General features: G+C 68.6%; 20 protein-coding genes. 12 read left to right on the top strand and 8 right to left on the bottom strand.

The window, feature by feature from the left end; translation table 11 throughout:
* The first annotated feature begins 27 nt into the window (after positions 1-27).
* The 6 genes from VI123_RS13060 to yqeB all read left to right on the top strand — a co-directional run bounded on the left by VI123_RS13060 (position 28) and on the right by yqeB (position 5,696).
* Positions 28-615: a (2Fe-2S)-binding protein gene (locus VI123_RS13060; protein WP_336338502.1), complete on the top strand. Its 588-nt coding sequence runs from the start codon at positions 28-30 to the stop codon at positions 613-615.
* Positions 612-3,077: a xanthine dehydrogenase family protein molybdopterin-binding subunit gene (locus VI123_RS13055; protein ID WP_336338501.1), complete on the top strand. Its 2,466-nt coding sequence runs from the start codon at positions 612-614 to the stop codon at positions 3,075-3,077. The genes VI123_RS13060 and VI123_RS13055 overlap by 4 nt, the downstream gene beginning before the upstream one ends.
* A 71-nt stretch (positions 3,078-3,148) precedes the next feature.
* On the top strand, positions 3,149-3,520 hold the full coding sequence (locus VI123_RS13050; protein ID WP_336338500.1) for a DsrE/DsrF/TusD sulfur relay family protein: 372 nt from the start codon (positions 3,149-3,151) through the stop codon (positions 3,518-3,520).
* Positions 3,517-3,870, top strand: coding sequence for a DsrE family protein (locus tag VI123_RS13045; protein WP_336338499.1), 354 nt, complete (start codon positions 3,517-3,519; stop codon positions 3,868-3,870). The genes VI123_RS13050 and VI123_RS13045 overlap by 4 nt, the downstream gene beginning before the upstream one ends.
* 3 nt (positions 3,871-3,873) lie before the next feature.
* Complete coding sequence (locus tag VI123_RS13040; RefSeq protein ID WP_336338498.1) at positions 3,874-4,119, top strand: DsrH/TusB family sulfur metabolism protein; 246 nt, start codon at positions 3,874-3,876, stop codon at positions 4,117-4,119.
* Positions 4,116-5,696 carry a selenium-dependent molybdenum cofactor biosynthesis protein YqeB gene (gene yqeB / locus VI123_RS13035; RefSeq protein WP_336338497.1) on the top strand — a complete coding sequence of 527 codons (1,581 nt, stop codon included), beginning with the start codon at positions 4,116-4,118 and terminating at the stop codon, positions 5,694-5,696. Before VI123_RS13040 ends, yqeB begins: the two co-directional genes overlap by 4 nt.
* A 75-nt stretch (positions 5,697-5,771) precedes the next feature.
* On the opposite strand, the gene selD is transcribed toward yqeB, so the two are convergent.
* The gene (gene selD, locus VI123_RS13030) at positions 5,772-6,848 is read right to left on the bottom strand and encodes a selenide, water dikinase SelD (protein ID WP_336338496.1); all 1,077 of its coding nucleotides are present in this window, start codon (positions 6,846-6,848) and stop codon (positions 5,772-5,774) included.
* Between the two features lie 2 nt (positions 6,849-6,850).
* A complete protein-coding gene (locus VI123_RS13025) occupies positions 6,851-7,093 on the bottom strand; it encodes a sulfurtransferase TusA family protein (protein WP_336338495.1) in 243 nt (80 codons plus the stop codon).
* Between the two features lie 94 nt (positions 7,094-7,187).
* On the opposite strand from VI123_RS13025, the gene yqeC reads away from it, so the two are divergent.
* The 6 genes from yqeC (at position 7,188) to VI123_RS12995 (ending at position 11,781) form a co-directional block, all read left to right on the top strand.
* Positions 7,188-7,964, top strand: coding sequence for a selenium cofactor biosynthesis protein YqeC (gene yqeC / locus VI123_RS13020; RefSeq protein WP_336338494.1), 777 nt, complete (start codon positions 7,188-7,190; stop codon positions 7,962-7,964).
* A 31-nt stretch (positions 7,965-7,995) separates the two neighbouring features.
* The gene (locus tag VI123_RS13015; protein WP_336338493.1) at positions 7,996-8,598 is read left to right on the top strand and encodes a nucleotidyltransferase family protein; all 603 of its coding nucleotides are present in this window, start codon (positions 7,996-7,998) and stop codon (positions 8,596-8,598) included.
* A gap of 80 nt (positions 8,599-8,678) precedes the next feature.
* Positions 8,679-9,059: a Rid family detoxifying hydrolase gene (locus VI123_RS13010; RefSeq protein WP_336338492.1), complete on the top strand. Its 381-nt coding sequence runs from the start codon at positions 8,679-8,681 to the stop codon at positions 9,057-9,059.
* Between the two features lie 84 nt (positions 9,060-9,143).
* Entirely contained in the window at positions 9,144-10,034 is an 891-nt protein-coding gene (phnD, locus tag VI123_RS13005; protein ID WP_336338491.1) for a phosphate/phosphite/phosphonate ABC transporter substrate-binding protein, read from the top strand.
* Positions 10,035-10,040: 6 nt separating this feature from the next.
* The gene (locus VI123_RS13000) at positions 10,041-10,877 is read left to right on the top strand and encodes a phosphonate ABC transporter ATP-binding protein (RefSeq protein WP_336338490.1); all 837 of its coding nucleotides are present in this window, start codon (positions 10,041-10,043) and stop codon (positions 10,875-10,877) included.
* Entirely contained in the window at positions 10,870-11,781 is a 912-nt protein-coding gene (locus VI123_RS12995; RefSeq protein WP_336338489.1) for a PhnE/PtxC family ABC transporter permease, read from the top strand. Before VI123_RS13000 ends, VI123_RS12995 begins: the two co-directional genes overlap by 8 nt.
* 25 nt (positions 11,782-11,806) lie before the next feature.
* Here VI123_RS12995 and VI123_RS12990 read toward each other — a convergent pair whose 3' ends face one another.
* From VI123_RS12990 to rdfA, 6 genes are all read right to left on the bottom strand, one after another.
* Positions 11,807-13,141: a 5'-deoxyadenosine deaminase gene (locus VI123_RS12990; protein WP_336338488.1), complete on the bottom strand. Its 1,335-nt coding sequence runs from the start codon at positions 13,139-13,141 to the stop codon at positions 11,807-11,809.
* A gap of 115 nt (positions 13,142-13,256) precedes the next feature.
* Positions 13,257-13,451, bottom strand: a complete 195-nt coding sequence (locus VI123_RS12985) for a 30S ribosomal protein S17 (protein WP_336338487.1) — start codon at positions 13,449-13,451, stop codon at positions 13,257-13,259.
* A 52-nt stretch (positions 13,452-13,503) separates the two neighbouring features.
* Positions 13,504-14,349 carry an NAD(+) synthase gene (nadE, locus tag VI123_RS12980; RefSeq protein WP_336338486.1) on the bottom strand — a complete coding sequence of 282 codons (846 nt, stop codon included), beginning with the start codon at positions 14,347-14,349 and terminating at the stop codon, positions 13,504-13,506.
* 396 nt (positions 14,350-14,745) lie between these two features.
* Positions 14,746-15,579, bottom strand: a complete 834-nt coding sequence (locus VI123_RS12975) for a hypothetical protein (RefSeq protein WP_336338485.1) — start codon at positions 15,577-15,579, stop codon at positions 14,746-14,748.
* A gap of 137 nt (positions 15,580-15,716) precedes the next feature.
* Entirely contained in the window at positions 15,717-17,507 is a 1,791-nt protein-coding gene (locus tag VI123_RS12970) for an archaea-specific SMC-related protein (protein WP_336338484.1), read from the bottom strand.
* Positions 17,504-18,151 (bottom strand): rod-determining factor RdfA, encoded by a 648-nt coding sequence (rdfA, locus tag VI123_RS12965; RefSeq protein WP_336338483.1) that lies wholly within the window; start codon positions 18,149-18,151, stop codon positions 17,504-17,506. Before rdfA ends, VI123_RS12970 begins: the two co-directional genes overlap by 4 nt.
* Between the last annotated feature and the right edge of the window lie 35 nt (positions 18,152-18,186).

The raw sequence follows: 18,186 nt of genomic DNA, 5'->3' as shown, positions 1-18,186 counted from the left end.
GATATAGTTAGCGAGCTGATGAGCCATATGCAAATCGAACTGGACGTGAACGGCGAGACGGAGACGTTCGAGGCGTCGAAGTCCGACTCCCTCCTGGACGTGCTGCGGGCCAACGGGTACACCGGCGCGAAGCGAGGGTGTGACACCGGGGCCTGCGGCTTCTGTACGGTCCACGTCGACGGCGAGGCGACGCTGTCGTGCGTGACGCCCGTGACGAAAGCCGAGGGGGCGTCGGTTCAGACAATCGAGGGACTCGGCGAGCAGGACGACCTGCACCCGGTCCAGCAGGCCTTCGTGGACAACACCGCGCTGCAGTGTGGCTTCTGCATCCCGGGGATGATCATGCGCTCGAAAGCGCTCCTGGATGAGAACCCCGATCCGACGGAGCGGGAGGTCCGTGAGGCCCTCTCGGACAACCTCTGTCGGTGTACGGGCTACAAGAAGATCGTGGAGGCCGTGCTCGACGCCGCAGACCGGCTGGACGAGAGCCGCGCGGTGGCGACCGACGGGGGCCCCCCGATCGACGGGGACGCACCGCCCGACGGCGCGGCCGGCGGGACGCTCGATTCGGGCTGTCCGCCCGGCAGGTGTGACTGCTCGGGGGGCGAGACATGAGCGACTCGGAGGACGCATCGGAACTCGACGACGGACCCGACGGCGTACGGGCGGAGGAGGAGGCCACCGGCGGAACGGTGGAGGGCGCGGCGAGAGAACCGGACCGCAAGGCGCCGGACGAGCGCGAGAGCATCACGACCGACGAGGAGAAAGACGACGCGCGCAAGATCGTCACCGGCGAGGCACGCTACACGGCCGATTACCGGGACCGGTTCCCGGCCCTCGCCCACGGAAAAGTGGTGCGCAGCGACGTCGCCCACGGGCACGTCGAGTCCATCGACACCAGCGCGGCCGAGGCGATGGACGGCGTCTACGCGGTCATCACGCCGTTCGACGACGTGGTCCCGGACGAACTGTACTCCAGTTCCGGCCAGTCCTATCCGGAACCCAGCCCATGGGACCTGACGGTCCTGCGCGAGCACGTCCGGTTCGTCGGCGACCCCGTCGCGGCCGTCGCCGCCGAGGACGCGGACACCGCCGACCGCGCGGCCCGCAAAGTCGAGGTCGAGTACCGCGAACTCGACGCGGTGTTCGACCCCGAGGCGGCGCTGGACGAGGACGCCCCCCAACTGTTCGAGACGGACGACGTGGAGAACAAGCAATCGGGCGCGGACTACGCGAAGAACCTCGAATCGCACTTCGAGGGGGAACTGGGTGACGTGGACGCGGCGTTCGAGGCAGCGGCGAGCGGCGAGGGCGTCCACGTCGTCGAGACCGAGTGGGAGACGCCGTACCAGTCCCACTGCGTCCCGGAGCCACACGCCACCATCGCCTACACCGACGAGGACGACCGCCACGTGTTCATCACGGCGACGCAGGTCCCCTTCCACACGCGCCGGCAGATCTCGCACCTGTTCGACGTGCCCATCCGCGACGTGCGCGTGACGAAACCCCGAATCGGCGCGGGGTTCGGTTCGAAACAGGAGATGGCCATCGAGCCGATCACGTTCGCGCTCCATCTCGCGGCCGGTCGCCCGGTCAAACTGGAGATGACCCGACGGGAGGAGTTCACCGCGCTTCGCTTCCGGCATCCGATGCGGATGCAAATGCGGACGGCCGTCACCGACGACGGCGACATTGAGGCGATGGACCTCTACACGCTGTCGAACTCGGGGGCCTACGGCACGCACGGCATGACCGTCGCGAACAACGTCGGGACGAAGCCCCTGCCCATCTACCCGCGGGTCCCGAACGTCCGCTTCTCGGGCGACGTGGTCCACACGAACCTCCCGATGGGCGCGGCGATGCGGGGCTACGGCGCACCGCAGGGTCACTTCGCCGTCGAGTCCCACATGGACGAGGTGGCCCGCCGCCTCGACCTCGACCCGATCGAGTTCCGTCTGCGGAACGCGGTCCGCGAGGGGGACCTCGACCGGAGCGTCGCGATCCTGAAAGACGACGACCGATTCGAGCGGCAGATCCGCTCCTGTGGCATCCGCGAGTGCGTCGAACGCGGGAAGGACGCAATCGGCTACGACGACCTCGAACAGCCCGAGGAAGCGCACCTGCACCGCGGCGTCGGGATGGCCCTCATCGCGCAGGGCAGCGGCGTCGCGGGCAAGGAACTCGGCGCGGCCCAGGTGAAGATGAACGAGGACGGGAGCTTCCACCTCCAGGTCGGCGGCGTCGACACCGGTACCGGCGCGGACACGATGTTCTCACAGATCGCCGCGGAGGTACTCGGCTGTCCGCCCGAAGATATCGTCGTCGTCGCCGCTGACACCGACCTGACGCCCTTCGACTACGGCGCGTACGCCTCCTCGACAACGTACATCAGCGGCCGCGCGGTCAAGAACGCAGCCGAGGACGCCAAGGAGCGACTGCTCGACTGGGGCTCGAAGCTGCTCGAGGAACCGCCCGAGGTCCTCGACACCGGCGACGGCGCGGTGTACAGCGAGGAAACCGGGAACCGCGTCTCGCTGGACGAGATCGGGTACGAGGCGGCCTACGGCGACGACGAGCGCGAGCACATCCTCGGCGACGGGAACCACTCGACCGACGAGAGCCCGCCGCCCTACGGCGCGCAGTTTGCGGACGTGACGGTGAACGAGGAGACCGGCGAGTACGAACTGAACAAGCTGGTGTTCGCGGCCGACTGCGGCGTCGCCATCAATCCCGCCCTCGTCGAGGGGCAGATCGAGGGCGGCGAACACATGAGCCTCGAGTACGCCACCAGCGGCGGCCTCTCGTTCGACGAGGAGGGTAACCCCGAGGTGCAGGGCTTCCGGCAGTACGGGATGCCCCGGACGACGGACCACCCGCCGATGGAGACCATCCTCGTCGAGACCCACGAGCCGACGGGTCCCTTCGGCGCGAAGTCCATCGCAGAGCTCCCGACCAACGGCGTGCCGCCGGCGCTGTCGAACGCCATTCGCGATGCCGTCGGCGTCCGCCTGACCGACCTGCCGTTCACTGACGAGGACCTGCGGGCCGCCCTCGACGCGAGAGACGGAGACGACTGACCGCCAGCCGCCGTTCCCACGTTCGCTGTGTCGGGGGAAGCGTTAAGACCGATTCTACGAAAATCGACACCATGGCTTACATCGGGTTCCTCCTGACCGGCGGGCCCTTCGACAGCGAGCGCTGGCGGACCGCCTACGAACTCGGGCGGGCAGCGCTGGACGCGGGTCACGAGGTGACGTACTTCCACTACCTCGACGGCGCGCTCGTCCCGGTCGCCGACCAGTCCTTCCCGGACTGCTCGGACTCGGGGCTGTACGACGAGATGCCGACGGCGAAGTTCCAGGAACTCATCTCGGACGGCGCGGAGGTCATCTGCTGCGGGCTCTGCGTCGACGCGCGCGGCATCGACGCCGACGCGGACTATCCCGACGGCGTCGAGGTGGGACTGCTCCCCGACCTCGCCGACGTCCTCGGGGAGGCTGACCGGGTGGTCTCGCTATGAAGCGCGACGTGGTCGTCATGCTGACCCGCGCGCCCTACGGCCGGGTTCACGTCCCCGAGGGACTGCGCGCGGCCCGCGGCGTCGCAGCCGGGTTCGACCTGCACGACGTGACCGTGGTGTTCACGCAGGACGGGGTCTACGGCGCGCGCGACGCCGTCGACCGGGACGCGCTGAACATGACGGGACACGTCGCGGACCTCGAAGAACAGGACGGGACGATGGTCGCGGACGCCGCCGCGATGGCCGCCCGCGACCTCGAGGAAGCCGACATCGCCGACGACGTGGCGGTGTGGCCCGGCGACCGCGTCGCAGCCCGCATCCGCGACGCGGACCACACGCTTGACTTCTGACTCATGCTCTATCTCATCGACAAGCCGATGGCCGAAATCGGACTGCGCACCGCCGCTGACGACCCCGACGCTCACGTCGTCCTGATCCAGGACGGCGTCTACCTGACGCCGGACCTGGACGCGCAGGTCTCCGCCGTCGCGAGGGACGTGGACGTTCGCGGGGTCGACCTCCCCCCGGAGATCGAGCCGATCTCCTACGACCGGGTGGTCGAACTACTGGTCGAGCGGGAGGTGAAGTCGTTCGTATGAGCCTGTTCCAGCGTCTCGACGAACTCGCCGCCCAGGGCGACCCGGCGGCGCTGTTGACCATCGTCCGCAAGGACGGGAGCGCCCCGCGGGACGTGGGCGACAAGATGGTCGTCACCGCCAGCGACGAGTACGGGACCATCGGCGGAGGCACCGTCGAACACCTCGCCGTCGAGGACGCCCGCGCGGTGCTGTCCGGCGACCGGGAACCGGGCGTCAGAACGTACGAACTCAAACCCGGCGGCAACACGGGAATGGTCTGTGGCGGCGAGATGGACGTGTTCGTCGACCGGGTCCGCGGCCGGCCGCGCCTCTACGTCGCCGGCGCGGGCCACATCAGCGCCGACCTCGCGCCGCTGGCCGAACGACTGGGCTACGCCGTCACCGTCGTGGACGACCGCGAGGAGTACGCCGCCCCCGAGGCGTTTCCCGAGGACACCGACGTGGTCCACGGGGACTACGGCGAGGAACTCCGGGCCCTGCCGATGGGCCGCGACACCGCGGTCGCGGTGGCGACGCGGAGCGGGACGTTCGACCAGGAGGCGGTCGCCGCGGCGCTGGACGGCGGCGCGGGCTACGTCGGTCTCGTCGCTAGCAAGACGAAGGCCGACCACGTCCTCGACTCGCTCGCCGAGGCTGGCTACGCTCGGCGCGACCTCGCTCGCGTCCGGACGCCAGTCGGCCTCGACCTCGGCGGGAGCGGCCCGGCCGCGGTCGCGCTCTCGATCCTCGCGGAGGTCAGCATGGACCGCCACGGCGCGACCGGTGAGCGCGCCACCGACCTCAACCTCGACGACCTCGCCGTCGTCCGCGGCGGCGGCGACCTCGGTAGCGGCGTCGTCTTCCGCCTCCACCGGGCGGGCTACCCGGTCGTCGTCACCGAGGTCGAGCGCCCGACGGTCGTCCGCCGGGCGGTCGCGTTCGGGGCGGCGCTCTACGAGGGCGAGGTAGACGTCGAGGGCGTCACCGGCCGGCGAGCCGACGATATCGACGAGGCGATCGAGGTTCTGGCCGCCGGGGACGTGCCGGTTCTCGCCGACCCCGACGCGGCGGTCGCCGACGAACTCGACGCCGCTGTCCTCGTGGACGCCATCATGGCGAAGGGGAAATTCGACACCGGAACGCGCCGGGGTGACGCCGACGTGGTCGTCGGGATGGGCCCCGGATTCGTGGCCGGCGCGGACGTCGACGCCGTCGTTGAGACCGACCGCGGGCACGAACTCGGCCGCGTGTTCTACGAGGGGACCGCGAGCGCCTACGACGGCGAACCGGGCGAGCGCCGCGGCTACACCCACGAGCGGGTGCTCCGCGCGCCGACCGACGGATCCTGGGAGCCGACCGTCGCCATCGGGGACACCGTGGCCGCTGGCGACGTGGTCGGACGGGTGGGGGACAGCCCGGTCGAGACGGAGATCGACGGCCTCGTCCGCGGTCTCGTCCACGGCGGCCTCGACGTGTCCGAGGGGACGAAACTCGGCGACGTCGACCCCCGCGGCGAGTCGGTCGACCCGACGAAGATCTCGGACAAGGCGCTGTGTCTGGGCGGCGGCGTCCTTGAGGCAGCGCTCCGCCTGGGCTGACTGGCCCTCTCCGCCCGATTCGCAGTCACCTTGTTAGGACCCTCCTGAACGGTAGTAGAAGCGTCCTACGAACTCTCAGCGGCGGACCGGTTCGACGGTCGGGTCGTCGACGGTGACGCCGCTGCCGTCGGTGACGCGGCCGACTTCGCGGTAGAACACCTCTGCGTCGTCGAAGGCGGCTTCGAGGTCGGCCATCGAATCCGGTGGGACCGCGACCAGCAGTCCGCCGCTGGTCTCGGCGCTCTCGCCCGCGGCGAGTCCGTAGCCGAACAGCCGCGAGAGCGCCGGCGTCCCCGCGATGACCGGGAGGTGCGTCAGCTCGACGCCGACGCCCGAGCGCTCGGCAAGGACGCGGCACTGGCCGGCGAGGCCGAAGCCCGTCACGTCTGTCGCGGCGGTGGCGAACGCCCGGCATGCCAGCGCTGCGTCGCGGTTCGGCGTGGTCATCCACGCGACCGCCTCATCCCCGAGCCGGTCGAGGGGACGGTCCGTGGCCTCCCGGACTGTTTCGACGAACTCGCCGTCGGAGACGCGCGTCGCGCCCATCGCCGACTGCGTCCCGAGCGGTTTCGTCAGGTAGAGCCGATCGCCGGGACCGGCTCCCGCCGCCGTAAGCAGCGCGTCGGGGTGTGCCGTCGCGGTGACGGCTCCGCCGGCGAACGGCCACGGGCTCATGATGGTGTGACCGCCGGCGACGCCCCCGTCCATGGCGTCGAGGGCATCGGCCATCCCGGCGAGAAGCGGGGCCGCGCTGTCGGTCAGTTCGCGCGGCAGTCCGAGGACGACGAGGCAGTCGAGATTCTCGGTCGCGCCCGTCGCGAACGCGTCGCTCGCAGCGTTACAGGCCGCGACCCGGCCGAAGTCGTACGGGTCGTCGACGATTGGCGTGAAGAAATCCACCGTCGAGACCAGCGCCAGGTCGTCGGTGAGCCGGCGGGCGGCGGCGTCCTCGCCCACGCCGAACAGCAGCTCGTCTCGCGTGTCGGTGAGGGAAGCGTCGGCGAGGAGCGCGTCGAGGTCGCTCTGGCCGACCTTGCAGGAGCAGCCGTGCAGTTCCGCGTACTCGGTGAGGCGCGGTTCGTCGGAGCCGCCGTCGGTCCCGGGGTCCTCCCCAGACGGGGCGTCCGTGTCGGCAGGGCCATCGCCCGCCATGGTCACCGGTCTGGGAGCGACGACAGCTCGGTCACCAGCAGGCGGAGTTCGAACTCGTCGCCGTCGGACTCGACCGTCGACACGTCGAAGCCGTGGGTCGTACACATCCGGCGGAGATTCTGTTCGGCCGGCGGGTAGTCGCCTCGGACCACGAGCGTGTCCCCGGGTTCGAGGTCCGAGAGCTCCCGGCGGACGATGAGCGCCGGTCGGGGACAGATTTCGCCGCGAACGTCCACGCGAGCCATACCGGATACGTGCCACCCGGTCACAAAAACGCTGTCGGCGACACGGCGGCTGTGTCGGCGAGAGCTATATGTGGCTGTGCCGGCGAGCTATGGCATGCGACTGACTGACGCGCTGGCGCTCGACGACCGCGCGCTCGTCGCGTTCGTGGGGGCCGGCGGGAAGAAGACCGCGATGGGACAGTTGGCTGCCGAGGGCGCTCGCGAGGGCGTCGACGTCGGATTCACGACGACTACGGCCATGCCCCCGCCGCCCGACCTCCCCCTGACGCTCACCGTCCGCGACGGCTATCCGTACGTCATCTCCGACCACGACCCGCCGCTCGCCTTCGCCCGCGAGTGGGTTGCGAACCCCGAGCGCGTCGCCGAGAAGGTCCGCGGTTTCGACCCCGAGTTCCTTCGGTCGGTGTACTACAGCGGCGTCTTCGACCGGCTGCTGGTCAAGGCCGACGGCGCGCGCCGGCGCGAGTTCAAAGCCCCGGGCGAAGACGAGCCGGTGATTCCGAACGCGGCGACGCACGTCGTGCCGGTGGCCTCGGTCGCGGCCGTCGGCGAACCGCTCACGACCGACGCCGTCCACCGCCCGGAGCGCGTCGCGGCGCTCACCGGGCTCGACGTTGGTGACCCAATCACGGCTGAGGCAGTCGGGGAGGTGCTCGCACATTCAGAGGGCGGCCGCCGGAACGCCCCGTCGTCGGCGTTCGTGGTCCCGCTGGTGAACAAGGCCGACACGGCGGAGCTGCGAGCGACCGCCCGCGACGTGCTCGACCACGCGATGGCACAGACCGAGCGATTCTCTCGCGGCGTCGTCACCTCCTTCGAGACTGGCGTCTGTGAACCAGTCGGGACCGCCATGCGGGAGGCCAGTGACTGATGACCGTCGCTCCTCACCGGGAACCACGGCGATGACTGAACACGACCGCTCGATAATCGGCGGCGTCGTCCTCGCCGCCGGCGACAGCACCCGGTTCGGGGACAACAACAAACTGCTCGCCTCGGTCGACGGCGCGCCACTGGTCCGACACGTTGCCGAGACCGCGTGCGCGTCGGAACTCGACGACGTCGTCGCCGTCGTCGGTCACGAGGCCGAGGCGGTCGGCGCGGCACTCGACGGTCTCCCGATTGCGGTGCGGCACAACGACGACTACCCCGAGGGCCAGAGCACCTCGGTCCGCCGCGGCGTCGCGTTCGCGCGCGAGAACAGCTGGGACGCCGCCGCCTTCCTACTCGGGGACATGCCGTTCGTCAGCGCCGGGACGGTCGACCGACTCCTCGCGGCGTACCGAACCGGCGGGGACAGTATCGTCGTCCCGCGATACGACGGTCAGCGCGGCAACCCCGTGCTGTTCGACCGACGGCACTTCGACGCGCTCGCGGCCGTCTCCGGCGACCGCGGGGGGCGGGACCTGATCGAACGCGGCGACGGCGTCCGGTTCGTCGACGTCGACGACCCCGGCGTCCGGCGCGACGTCGACACCGAGGCAGACCTTCGAGACGCCACAGAGTAGTCGCGGTCACTTGACGGGGCGTGCGGGCAGCAGCTGGCGGGAGGGGTGCTTTTATGACACGGTCGCCGGTACGACGGCGTATGAAGCGCGTCATCAGCACCGACGATGCCCCCGCGGCGGTCGGCGCGTACAGCCAGGCGACGACGAACGGCGACCTCGTGTTCACGGCGGGCCAGATTCCGCTGACGCCCGACGGCGAACTGCTGGACGACGAACCCATCGAGGTCCAGGCGGAGCAGTCGCTCTCGAACGTCGAGGCCGTCTTGCGCGAGGAGGGACTGGACATGAGCGACGTGCTCAAGGTGACTGTCTTCCTGAACGACATCGAGGACTTCGACGCGATGAACGACACCTACGCCGGTTTCTTCGACGACGAACCGCCGGCCCGCAGCGCGGTCGAGGTCGCCAATCTCCCGAAGGGCGTCGGCGTCGAGATCGAGGCCATCGCCGCGAACGACTGACCGGCGCGGAAGCGCCGCGACACACGGGCCGGCCGGTGTGTCCCACGAAAGTTTCAAGCCGCTCGCCACGCCAGCGAGTAGCACATGCAGACCACGAGACGCGGCTTTCTGGGGACAGCGGCGGCGCTGTCGCTGTCCGGCTGTCTGGGGAGTGCGAGCGGGCCGACGCTGACCGTCGGCGTGGTTCCCGACGTGGACCCCGACACGGCAATCGAGCAGAACACGGCGCTCGCGTCCTATCTCGAAGCGGAACTCGGCGCGACGGTCGACCTCCGGACCGCCGCGGACTACGCCGGGATGGTCCAGGCGATGGTCGCCGGACAGGTCGACCTCGCGTACTACGGTGGCGTCTCGTACGTCCTCGCCCACCACCGGGCCGGCGCGGAGCCGGTCGTCGTCGGGTCGAAGGACGGCGAGACGCTGTGGCACTCCGCGTTCGTCGTCGGCGCGGACGCCGAGGTCGGGGGGATGGACGACGTGGCCGCGAACGCGGGTGACCTCGAACTCGTGTTCGGCGACCCCATCTCCACCAGCGGGACGGTAATGCCGACGTACTACCTCCAGACGGAGCACGACCTGGCCCCGCAGACGGCGTTCGAGCAGGTCACCCACGTCGGCGCACACGACGCCACAGCGAAGACCGTCGCCGGGTCGACCGGGACCGTCGGCGCGCTGAACGCTCGTATCTACGACGCGCTCGTCGCCGACGACGCGGTGACGGGCGTCCGCGAAATCTGGCGGACCCCGGGCTTTCCCGACTACCCGTGGGCCGTTGCCCCGTCGATGGAGACGGCGACGGCCGACGAGGTCCGCCGGGCGTTCACAGGCCTCGATTCGACGGACGAGGCCGACATCCTCGACCAGCAGAACGTCGACCGCTACGTCGAGGTCAGCCACGACGACTTCACTTCGCTCGACACGGCCGTCGAGATGGCCGGTATCGAGACCGGTACAGAGACAGAGGGGTCGGGGTGAGCGCGGATGTCTGAGCCGACGGCGGACCGCGAACTGGTGTTCGACGGCGTGACCAAGCGCTTCGACGGCGAGCCGGCGCTGTCGGACGTGTCCCTGCGGTTCTCCGGCGGCGAACGCGTGGCCGTCGTCGGTCCCTCCGGCGCGGGCAAGACGACGCTCCTCCGACTGGCGAGCGGTGCGCTCACGCCAGACGAGGGGTCGATAACGCTCGGCTGCGGCCCGGTCTCCGGCGCGGACGTGACGCTCGCGTACCAGGGGGAGACGCTCGTCGACCGCCGGACCGCGCTCGCAAACGTCCTCAGCGGCCGGGTCGGCGACTGCTCGTGGCTCCGGGGCTTTCTCGAACCGCTCGTTCCGCGCGACCCCGAACCGGGGCTCGAACTGCTCGAGGCCGTGGGTCTCGCTGGGAAGGCCGACGCCCGCGCCGCGACTCTGAGTGCCGGGGAGCGCCAGCGGGTCGCCTTCGCACGGGCACTCGTTCGGGCCGCGCCGGTCGTCCTGGCCGACGAACCGACGGCGAACCTGGACCCCGCGTCCCGCGTGAACGTCGTCGACGTGCTCGACCGCCTCCTCGACGGCGAACTGCTCGTCACCGTTCTCCACGAGGTCGGTCTGGCGCTGGAGCGCTTCGAGCGTATCGTGGGCCTGGCCGACGGCCGCGTCCGCTTCGACGAACCCGCCGGCGCGGTCACCGACGAGATGCTCGACGACCTGTTCGCGGCCGGAGCGTCGACGCCCGACGGGCGACGGTCGACGGGTGGCACGCAACAGCACCGAGCGGCGAAATCGAACGGCGACGCCGACGGGCACGAATCCCGAGCGCAGGCCCGCTGGTATGCCTGAGGAACGCACCGGCTCGTCGGCCGAGGCCGGATTCGGCCCATCGGTGGCCGGGGAGGAGTACGAGACGGAGCCGCTGGCCTCGAAACGTCGCCTCACGACGCTGCTCGGAGGCTGTCTCGTCCTGCTGGTCGCCGCCTGGATTGCGGAGGTCGACCCGCTGGCGCTCGCCTCGCCCGGCGCGCGCGAGCAGATGCTGGCCTTTGTCGCCGAGGGGCTGCCGCCGGATACCAGCCGCGAGTACCTGCTCGGCCGAACCGTCCGTGACGGGCTGCTGTGGGCCGTCGTCGAGACGCTGGCTATCAGCGTGGTCGGAACCGCGCTGGCCGTCGCGCTGGCCGTCCCGCTCGCGGTGACCAGCGCCGCGACGGTCACCCACCGCGGCCCGCTCTACGCGAACGCCTCCCCGGTGCGGATCGCCGCGGGCAAGGGGGTCTACCGCGCCAGCCGGACCGTCCTCAGCTTCCTCCGGTCGGTTCCGGGCATCGTCTGGGGCTTCCTGTTCGTCACTGCCATCGGGCTCGGCCCATTCGCCGGCGTCCTCGCGCTGGCGGTCCACAACGCCGGCGTCCTCGGGAAGCTGTACGCCGACTTCCTCGAAGACACGAACCCGCTGACGACCGAGGCGGTGGCGGCGGGCGGCGCGACGCGGCTCCAAGCGGTCTGTCACGGGATGGTCCCGCAGGTCACCGCGACGGTGGCCTCCTACACGCTGTACCGCTGGGAGTGTACCATCCGTTCGGCGACGATTCTCGGCTTCGTCGGGGCCGGCGGCATCGGCTACTACCTCGTCGTCACCATCCAGCGCCTGCAGTACGGGAAGCTCCTGACCGCCATCGCCGCCGTCTTCGGGCTGGTCCTCCTGAGCGACTGGCTCGCCTCGCGGTTCCGGACGCGACTGGGATGAGACCGGCGGTCACCGCGTCCGCCGCTCAGGGCTTCTGTTCCTGTGCCGACTCCCGGGCGTCTTCGAGGTCCATGTTGAGCCCCATCTCGGAGGCCCGGTCGCGGACGGCGTCGGCGTCGATGGCTGTCACTTCGCCGTGTTCCTGCAGGACGGTCCCATCGACCATCGTGAAGCGCACGTCGTCGCCGTGGGCGGCGAACACCAGATGGGAGAGCACGTCGTGCAGCGGCGTCGCCCGCGTGAGGTCCGTGTCGAGACCGACGACATCGGCGCGCCAGCCCTCACGGAGCGCCCCCACCTTCTCGAAGCCGGCGGCTTTCGCGCCGTTGATGGTCGCCATCTCGAATATCTCGCTGGCGGGCGTCACCGTCGGGTCGAGCCGGTCGACCTTCTGGAGGAGGCTGGCCTGTCGCATCTCCGTGAAGGCGTCGAGCGTGTTGTTACACGGCGGCCCGTCGTTGCCGAGTGCGACGTTGATGCCGCGCTCGCGGTAGTCCCGGACCGGCGCGATGCCGCTGGCGAGTTTCATGTTCGAGGACGGGCAGTGCGTGACGTGTGTCCCCGTCTCGGCCAGCACCTCCCGCTCGCTCTCGTCGGTCCAGACGCAGTGGGCGAGCACCACGTCTTCGCCGGTGAGGCCCACCTCGTCGAGCCAGTGGATGTTTCGCATCCCGGTGTCCGCTTTCACCGTCTCGATTTCGCTCCGGTTCTCGCTGGCGTGGGTGTGGATTCGCACGCCGTCGTATCTGTCCGCGAGTTCGCGCGCGCCGCGGAGGCACTCCTCGGTACAGGAGACGGCGAATCGCGGCGTGACGGCGTACCGTATCCGGTCGTCGAACGCGCCGTGATACTCCCGGATGAGGCGCTCTGACTCGTCGAGGGCGGCCTGGGTGTCCTCCAGCAGACCGTCGGGCGAGCGCTGGTCCATCAACACCTTGCCGAGGACGCCGCGGATGCCGATTTCGCCCGCTGCCTCGAAGGCGCGGTCGGCGTGGGCGACCGAGAGGTGGTCGATACAGGTCGTGGTCCCGCTCTCTATCATCTCTAAGTACCCCAGTTTCGCCGCGACCTGCATCTCCTCGGGAGTCAGGGAGGCTTCCATCGGCAGGATGTAGTCGAACAGCCAGTCGAGCAGCTCGGTGTCGTCGGCGATGCCACGGCCGAGGCTCTGCACCGAGTGGATGTGGCCGCCCACGAGTCCCGGCAACAGCACGTCGTAGGACTGGTGTTCGTGGTCGGCGTACTCCGCTTCGAGGTCGGCGCGGGGACCGACGGCCTCGATGCGGTCCCCGGCGACGACGACCGCCCCGTCCTGCAGGACGGTCTCGGCGTCCGCGACGACAGTCCCTGTGAGTAACATACGTCCTGCAAAGCGGGTTCAGCGTAAAGAAAGTCCCCATCGCCGACGGCTGCTGTGGCGGGAAAACCCGGCACACACGTGTGCCACTCCGTGTGGCGCGTGTGTCCCGGTGGCGTCACCGCCGGCCGTCCTGCGTCCGCTTCTCGCGCGTGATGTACCCCGTGAGCCGGGTGCGGATGCGAAACGAGTCCACGCCGGCGAGACGCTGCACGAGGCGAGTGTTCGTCTCGTACTGTTCGGTGAACAGCTCGGGGTACTCCGCGAGCAGCCTGTCGCCGGTGTCGATTATCTCTTGGGGGTCGGCCTCCATGGGAGTGAGTGTCGCGGAGTGAAGCTGTTAACTGCTTTGCTCACAACCCGGGTCAGTTCTCCATCGAGGGTTTCGGTGGCGTGTGTCGCTTGTGGCGCGTTCTGGCACACCAGCGAAGCGCCCGCTCGACGACGGCTTCGTCGACGCCGACCCGGTCGGCCACCTCCGGTGCGGACCAGTCCCTGTCAATCGCGAAGTGGAGGACACTGTCGAGTTCCCGCTGTTCGACGCCCAGTTCCGTCGCGTCGGTCGCGCTGGGGTGTTCCACGGGCGGCGCGCGGTCGAACAGTTCCGAGGGCACGGCGAGGGCGTCGGCCAGCGCCTCGATTTCGGTCCGGTAGAGGTCGCCAAACAGCGACAGGTCCACGCCGTTCCCGCCGAACTTCGCGACGGACCCCAGCAGTCGTTCGGTCCGCGGGACCGTCCCGACGACGAGTTCGTTCCTGGTGTTTGCGACGTAGTACTTACACGCCATCCGGACGCGCTCGCCCGCGTTTCGCATCGCCACGAGGTCGTCGGTCGGCTCGCCGGTCTCGCCGACGACCCGCTGGAACGCCGTCAGCACCGGCTGCAACTGGAGTCGGTGACACTCGATGTCCAGCAGCGACGCGACGGTCTCGGCGGTCCGGGCGGGCGCTTCGTCGCTCAACTGCACCGGCATCACCAGCCCGGTCACGTAGTCGGCCCCGATTCCGTCGACGGCCAGCGCGGCCGCGACCGTCGACTCGACGCTGCCGTCGAGGGGAACGACCAGCCCGTTCGCCTCCGCTTCGAGTATCTGGTTCTCGACGAACGCCGGGAGGATGCTCTGCATCCGCCTGGTCGCCGCGTTCGACGTTGCCAGTCCGTCTTCCTCGCGGGGGAGCTTGAGCGTGTGCGGGTGCGTCGCTTTGCTCACAGGCGCTCCCCTCCTCCGCCGACCGGGACACTGGAGATGCGACTACCGAAGCGCGTACGTCCAACCAGTCTAGTCATGACACGAAGTAGGAGACTGGTGTCGTATAACTGTTGTCGACAAATGTCATGAGTGTGTTTGGTCCCCTCGATACACCTTATACAGTACAATCGTCGGCGCCAACTTTCGATTCATATTTCCGCCAGACTGGTAGGTATTCAAGGTACTGAGTCAGTATATGGTTCAGAATGGCCGAGATAGTGTTCTATCTTCAGCTACGGCAGCCTCGTGAAGCGTCGCTGCAACCGTCGGCAGGACGCCGTCAGTCGCGTCAGCCCTCTGTCGGGTCGCAGCCCGAAGCGGCCGCCACGCCAGCAGCGGGGGCGGCAGCAACGACGCTCATGTGGCCGGTTTGGTCGTGCCCACGGGCTGTTCGGCGACGACCAGGTCACGGTTGACGATGCGGTCGACGATTGTACTGCTGTCGAGCTGGTCCTGTACGGCGTCCCCGTCCGAGGTGTGGCGCTCGACTCGGTACGCGTCCATCGCGTTCCGGTTCTCGGTGACGGCTTCGAGGACTTCGATTCGCTCCCCGATAGTGGTGTCGCGGTACGTGACCCCGGGGACGAAACTGACGGCCGGAACGTCCGTCGGCCAGTCCCAGGTGAACTGTTTGTGGTACTGGTCGAACTGCCACACGAGGCGGTCGACGGCGGTTTCGGTCTCGAGCGTGCCGGCGGCGGCCGCTTCCAGCGTCCGGTCCCAGTAGTCTATCACGCACGATTTGAGGTCCGCCTGGAGCTGGTCCGCTATCATCTTTTGTTCGATGGGATATCGCAGTTCGATTGCGACGATGGCGTGACGGTCGAGGTGGGTGAGACACCGCTGGCACTCCATCTCAAACACGGAGAGGCCGAGCGGACGCTCGACTGTGAGGTGGACGAGTTCGTTCCCGCAGTTCGGACACCACAGGAACAACACGTCGTCGTGCGCGTCGGTCAGTTCCGCCAGGACGGTCAGGTCTTCGAAGGCCGTGTCGGCGGGGTCTCCCTCCGACTGGACGGGTGCGTCCGAGCCAGTGTCGGCCGCGTCGGCCGCGTCGTCCGCGTACTGCGCGAGTTTGCGGTCTTTCAGCAGCGATTTGATGACCGAGTCGTACGACGAGTGTGCCTCCGCCTCCCGGATGTCCTCTAATTCCGCTTTCGTCCAATCTTTGAGCCGGATAGTCGCCATCTGAGTTAGAAGGTACCTATATTCCTATAGTGCTTTTGTATAACTGTCCTAGAAGTGGAAATACACCTATCACACGCTGACCCGTCACGGCAGTGGGTTCGAAGCCGGGCCGAAATAGCGGGGAAGGGGTACGTCAGTCAGTCGGCCGAGGCCTGATTCTCGTTTGCCACGGTCCACCGGGTCGGGTCGATTTCACGCCCGTCGAAGGCCGTGTACTCCGGATACGCAGTGAAGACAAGGTACTCGGTCCCCTGGCGAAGATACTCAATGAGGGTGTGGAGGTTGCCGTCGTCCAGCCCGCCCAGGCCGTCAACGAGCAGGAGCGGCACCGTGTCGCCGATGTCGAACGACCGGCGGCCGGCCAGCGCCGCGACGAAACCGATGAGTTCGAGTTCGCCCTCGCTGAGGGCGTCCAGGCTCGCTTCCTGCCCGTCCCTGGCGACGACGATATCGAAGTCCGGAGTGAGTCGGGCCGTCTCGAACCCCGTGTCGAACCGGGAGAGGATGTCCCCCATCGCCGTGTCGAACGCGTCCCGGGCCTCGCGTTTGACCCGGTCCTTGCGGGTTCGGAGGTCCGCAAGGTCGTCACGCACCGATTCGAGGTCGGCTTCGAGCGCGTCGACGCGGGCCGCTCTGGTTTCGAGGTGGTCCAGTTCGTCGGCGGTGTCTTCGAGTTCGGCCTCGCGGTACTTGATTTCGCTCTCGACGTCGGAGAGTTCCGCCACGGTTTCGTCGACGCGGTCGGAGAGCCGCTGGACGTCGGCCTGTGCCTGTTCGAGCCGGTCTCTGGCTGCGTCGAGGCGCTGCCGGCGGTCGGCCAGCGTCGCCTCCAGGTCGGCGATTTCCTCCTCCAAGTCCGCCTTCCGCCGCCGGGCCTGGCTTATTTCTTCGCGCTGGGTCTCCAGTTCCTCGACGGTATCACGGCAGGATTCTTTCCGTGCGCGAAGCGCCGTTAGTTCGCTCCCGAGCGCGTCCAGTCGGTCGGCCAGGTCAGCCCGCGTTGTCTCGCTGCCACAGGTCCAGCAAGCGACGGTGTCGCCGTCGATGTCGCGCTCCACGTCGGTCAGCAGGTCCAGTCGGTTCTCGCTGAGCACCATCTCGGTCGCCGAGTAGACCGACTGGAGCACCTCCGCGTCCCGCTCTACCTGCGTGAGGGCCTCCCGGGCCTCGGCGAGCCTGTCTTCCACGTCGTCGTACTCCGGGATTTCGAGGGCGTCGAGGGCGTCCCGCCGTTCCGAGAGGCGCTGTTCCGTCCGCTCGATGCTCTGTTCGAGCCGTTCGATGCGGTTCCTGGCCTGGTTCTGTTCGGTCCGGGCCTGGCTGAGCTGCCGACGGGCCGGTTCCGCGCTGTCGTCGTCCCCCGACTCGCTGTCGATTGCGTCGCGTTTGGCCTGCAAGTCCTCGATTTCGTTTCGCAGGCGCGTCACTTTCTCTTGGACGGTCGGGAGCCGCTTTTTCGCCTCGCGGGCGTTGGTGAGTTCGGACTCTATCTGTTCGCGCTCGCGCTGTAAGCTCTCTATCTGCGAGTCGATGTTCTGGAAGTCCAGCGGGCGCAGGAGTACGTCTTCGAGGTTCTCGCCCGCCCGGACGGCCCGACGGACCGCGTTGCGCTCGTCCAGACACGCGAACAGTTCGGCGCGGATGACGTCGTACTCGTCGGTGAGGTATGGCTGTCCGTGGCGGGTGACGGCGCCGTTTTCGCGTGCGAGTGTCACGTCGTACTCGCCGGTCGGCGTTTCGAGATGTACCGAACCGCTGTCAGCCCCCTCCGTCAGTTCGGTAGAGGCCCCGAGCGCCGTCTTGAGTGCCTCGATGAAGCTCGATTTCCCCTGCCAGTTCGAGCCCCTGACGACGTTCGGTCCCGGCTCTATCGTCGCCCCACCCTCCAGAATGCCGGCGATGCGCTCGATTTCGATGGCCCAGGTCATAGGTCGTGTGACGGGAGCGCCTGGCTCCGATGTTGCTTGCAGACGTATCCGCGGTCGAGCGCCACGTCGAACGGGACGCGGGTCGGGCAGTCGGGACAGCCGAGCTGGACCTGTGCCTCCACCTCCGCGGCGTCGCCCCTGTCGATGTCGCCTTTCTTCGCGAGCGACGACAGCGCCGTTTCGGTCTTCCGTTCGACGACCGCTTTGGCCGTCTCGACGCTCTCGCGTTCCCAGTCTGTCGTCGCCTGCTGGGGCTCTTTCCGCCCGTCCAGGCAGTCGTTGAGGTGGGTCCGCATCGTGCCCCACGACACCATGTCGTCCCGGACCGTCTCACCGGGAATCCCCGCGGCCTCTAGTCGCTCGACGAGGTCGTCCCGTTCGAGGTCGTCGTCGCCGCGCAGGGTCTCGTAGTCGCTGTCGATTCGGGTGTCCAGCGATTCGCGCCCGTGGTCGGTGTAGACTCGCCTGAGAAGCCGTTTGTTGAACCAGGCCGTCAGCGACCGGTACCCCATCTCCGTCCGGTCGTCCGCGCCCGTCCAGCGTGCGAGCAGGCCCTCGTCGATGGAGTCGTAGATAGGGTCTGTCGACGCCAGCCCGTACGTGTTGATGACCGTGTCTACTTTACAACCGGACTCACCAGCCATTGGTCTACTGTGTCGGCCTGCTCAGTAATAGTTTT

The organism is Haloarcula sp. DT43 (genome assembly GCF_037078405.1).
Classification (GTDB): Archaea; Halobacteriota; Halobacteria; order Halobacteriales; family Haloarculaceae; genus Haloarcula; species Haloarcula brevis.
This window is presented reverse-complemented; position numbering and strand designations above follow the sequence as displayed.

Excerpts from the sequence above, each read along its gene's own strand:
- VI123_RS13060 (WP_336338502.1), top strand. The coding sequence starts at position 28 with ATGCAAATCGAACTGGACGTGAACGGCGAGACGGAGACGTTCGAGGCG.
- VI123_RS13055 (WP_336338501.1), top strand. The coding sequence starts at position 612 with ATGAGCGACTCGGAGGACGCATCGGAACTCGACGACGGACCCGACGGC.
- VI123_RS13050 (WP_336338500.1), top strand. The coding sequence starts at position 3,149 with ATGGCTTACATCGGGTTCCTCCTGACCGGCGGGCCCTTCGACAGCGAG.
- VI123_RS13045 (WP_336338499.1), top strand. The coding sequence starts at position 3,517 with ATGAAGCGCGACGTGGTCGTCATGCTGACCCGCGCGCCCTACGGCCGG.
- VI123_RS13040 (WP_336338498.1), top strand. The coding sequence starts at position 3,874 with ATGCTCTATCTCATCGACAAGCCGATGGCCGAAATCGGACTGCGCACC.
- yqeB (WP_336338497.1), top strand. The coding sequence starts at position 4,116 with ATGAGCCTGTTCCAGCGTCTCGACGAACTCGCCGCCCAGGGCGACCCG.
- selD (WP_336338496.1), bottom strand. The coding sequence starts at position 6,848 with ATGGCGGGCGATGGCCCTGCCGACACGGACGCCCCGTCTGGGGAGGAC.
- VI123_RS13025 (WP_336338495.1), bottom strand. The coding sequence starts at position 7,093 with ATGGCTCGCGTGGACGTTCGCGGCGAAATCTGTCCCCGACCGGCGCTC.
- yqeC (WP_336338494.1), top strand. The coding sequence starts at position 7,188 with ATGCGACTGACTGACGCGCTGGCGCTCGACGACCGCGCGCTCGTCGCG.
- VI123_RS13015 (WP_336338493.1), top strand. The coding sequence starts at position 7,996 with ATGACTGAACACGACCGCTCGATAATCGGCGGCGTCGTCCTCGCCGCC.
- VI123_RS13010 (WP_336338492.1), top strand. The coding sequence starts at position 8,679 with ATGAAGCGCGTCATCAGCACCGACGATGCCCCCGCGGCGGTCGGCGCG.
- phnD (WP_336338491.1), top strand. The coding sequence starts at position 9,144 with ATGCAGACCACGAGACGCGGCTTTCTGGGGACAGCGGCGGCGCTGTCG.
- VI123_RS13000 (WP_336338490.1), top strand. The coding sequence starts at position 10,041 with ATGTCTGAGCCGACGGCGGACCGCGAACTGGTGTTCGACGGCGTGACC.
- VI123_RS12995 (WP_336338489.1), top strand. The coding sequence starts at position 10,870 with ATGCCTGAGGAACGCACCGGCTCGTCGGCCGAGGCCGGATTCGGCCCA.
- VI123_RS12990 (WP_336338488.1), bottom strand. The coding sequence starts at position 13,141 with ATGTTACTCACAGGGACTGTCGTCGCGGACGCCGAGACCGTCCTGCAG.
- VI123_RS12985 (WP_336338487.1), bottom strand. The coding sequence starts at position 13,451 with ATGGAGGCCGACCCCCAAGAGATAATCGACACCGGCGACAGGCTGCTC.
- VI123_RS12975 (WP_336338485.1), bottom strand. The coding sequence starts at position 15,579 with ATGGCGACTATCCGGCTCAAAGATTGGACGAAAGCGGAATTAGAGGAC.
- VI123_RS12970 (WP_336338484.1), bottom strand. The coding sequence starts at position 17,507 with ATGACCTGGGCCATCGAAATCGAGCGCATCGCCGGCATTCTGGAGGGT.
- rdfA (WP_336338483.1), bottom strand. The coding sequence starts at position 18,151 with ATGGCTGGTGAGTCCGGTTGTAAAGTAGACACGGTCATCAACACGTAC.